Below are 691 nucleotides of genomic sequence, written 5' to 3'. Positions count from 1 at the left end.
GGGACTGTCAGATAAACGGTGGATCTGACTTGGCATCGGTTAGTTGCCAGTCGGAGTGATCCGGCCGTTGAAGGTGATCGCGAACGCGTTCAATGCGGGCTTCCACCTCACTGCCCATCGTGCCTTACCTCGGCCGGTGGGGTCTAGGGATCGGGTCACCAGGTAGAGGCACTTGAGCGCGGCCTGTTCGGTCGGAAAGTGCCCGCGGGCCCGAATCGCCCGCCGATAGCGGGCATTGAGTGATTCGATCGCGTTGGTCGAACAGATGACCCGGCGGATCTCGACGTCGTAGTCGAGGAATGGCACGAATTCGCTCCAGGCGTTCTCCCACAGGCGGATGATCGCCGGGTACTGGGCGCCCCATTTGGCGGTGAATTCGGTGAAGCGTTCCTTGGCCGCGGCCTCGGTCGCCGCGGTGTAGACCGGGCGGATATCCTTGGCGATCTGATCCCAGTACTTGCGTGACGCGTAGCGGAAAGTGTTGCGCAACAGATGGATCACGCAGGTCTGCACGACTGCCCGCGACCATACGGTGTTGATCGCCTCGGGTAACCCAGTCAGCCCGTCACAGACCACGATGCACACATCAGCAGTGCCGCGGTTCTTGATCTCGGTGAGCACTGAGAGCCAGAACTTCGCCCCTTCACCGCCGCCGCCGGCCCACAGCCCGAGGATGTCGCGCTCCCCGGCG

Annotated in this window: 1 protein-coding gene; it reads right to left on the bottom strand. The window is 63.0% G+C overall.

Going from position 1 to position 691, the window contains the following annotated elements; all coding sequences use genetic code 11:
- Positions 1-39 precede the first annotated feature (39 nt).
- On the bottom strand, positions 40-691 hold a 652-nt coding region (locus ASJ79_RS25215; protein ID WP_156448641.1), incomplete at its 5' end, for an IS256 family transposase.

The organism is Mycobacterium sp. NAZ190054 (genome assembly GCF_001545925.1).
Lineage (GTDB): Bacteria > Actinomycetota > Actinomycetes > Mycobacteriales > Mycobacteriaceae > Mycobacterium.
Note: the sequence above shows the minus strand (reverse complement) of the source record. Positions and strands in the feature narration are given on the sequence as shown.